Source organism: Kribbella orskensis (assembly GCF_004342085.1).
Classification (GTDB): Bacteria; Actinomycetota; Actinomycetes; order Propionibacteriales; family Kribbellaceae; genus Kribbella; species Kribbella orskensis.
Window position 1 is genome coordinate 1 of record NZ_SLWM01000068.1, and the last position, 1429, is coordinate 1429.

The 1429-nt window shown below is 68.0% G+C and carries 2 protein-coding genes; both read left to right on the forward strand.

The window, feature by feature from the left end; genetic code table 11:
* The first annotated feature begins 49 nt into the window (after positions 1 to 49).
* A complete protein-coding gene (locus EV644_RS44300) occupies positions 50 to 343 on the forward strand; it encodes a transposase (protein ID WP_132197866.1) in 294 nt (97 codons plus the stop codon).
* Positions 344 to 345: 2 nt separating this feature from the next.
* A complete protein-coding gene (locus EV644_RS44305) occupies positions 346 to 1242 on the forward strand; it encodes an IS3 family transposase (RefSeq protein WP_241999467.1) in 897 nt (298 codons plus the stop codon).
* Positions 1243 to 1429: the final 187 nt, after the last annotated feature.

The window sequence follows — 1429 nt, forward strand, 5'->3', positions numbered from 1 at the left end:
CTGGGTTTCCCCTCGTAGCGTGGAGACATCCTCTTAGAAGGTGAGGGTGATGGCTGAGGCACGACGGAAGTTTGATCGGGAGTTCCGCGAGGGTGCGGTGCGGATTGTCCGGGAGACCGGTAGGCCGATCGCGCGGGTGGCCCGGGAGTTGGGTGTCAACGCGGGCACGTTGGCGAACTGGGTGGCCGGGGACCGGCGGGCCCACGGTGGTGACGGGCAGTTGAGTGAGGATGAGCGGGCCGAGCTGGTGCGGTTGCGGCGGGAGAACGCGGAGTTGGCGATGGAGCGTGATGTGCTCAAGCGCTCGGTGGCCCTCTGGGTCAAGGATGCGATGGGCCGGTAGCCGTGGCCGGGTTCATCGCCGCTCAGAGGGACACCTACCGGGTGCCGCAGGTGGTCGCGTGCCGGGCGCTGGGGGTCTCCCAGGCCTGGTTCTACAAGTGGCGCCACGGCGACGCCTCGCCCCGGCACGCGCGACGCGAACAGCTGAAGATCGCGATCCGAAGGTGGTTCGCTAAGCATCACGGCACCTACGGGTCACCACGGATCACCGCGGACCTGCGCGATGAGGGCTGGCGGGTAAGCCAGAACACCGTCGCCGAGCTCATGCGCGAACTCGGGCTGCGTGCCCGGCGGAAACGGCGCCGCAAGCAGACCACCCGCCCGGGGCGGGGGAAGTGGCGGGCACCGGACCTGATCAGACGCGACTTCGCCACCGACCGGCTCAACCACAAGTGGTACGGCGACGGCACCGAGATTCCCACCGACGAGGGCAAGCTCCACCTCGACAGCGTCCTGGACATGGCGTCTCGGCGCATCGTCGGGTTCAGCCTGGGTGAACACCACAACGCCGAGTTGGCCTACAACGCGCTGGTGATGGCGATCGCGGTCCGCGGCGGCCGCGAAGCTATCACCGGAGTGATCATGCACACCGATCAGGGCAGCGAATACACCGCCGGCACCTTCCGGGCCGCCTGCACCCGGCTCGGCGTCACCCAGTCCATGGGCCGGCCCGGGTCGGCGCTGGACAACGCGGTGATCGAAGCGTGGCACTCCACCGTGGAGTTCGAACTGCGCAGGCTCGAGCACTTCACCACCAAGGCCCAGGCCCGCGCCCGGGCGGCCGCCTGGATCGAAGAGTACAACCACGACCGGCGCCACTCCGCGCTCGGCATGCGCTCCCCGATCGACTACGAACTCACCCTTCATACCGACAACGATCCACAACACCAGGCAGCATGAACGACCGGATCCCCGCGCAGCTCAGCCTGACCTCGTCCTCCCCGGCGTCAAGGCCCAGCCCTCCGGGTGGCCTCCGGCCAGCCTTGCCCCCGGCTCCGGGCGAGCTCCCAAGGGCAGCCAGCGGGACACCGGCCAACCAACCAAAAAACAACAAAACTGAAGTCTCTACGGTTTCAGGGGATTGCCG

Excerpts from the sequence above, each read along its gene's own strand:
- EV644_RS44300 (WP_132197866.1), top strand. The coding sequence starts at position 50 with ATGGCTGAGGCACGACGGAAGTTTGATCGGGAGTTCCGCGAGGGTGCG.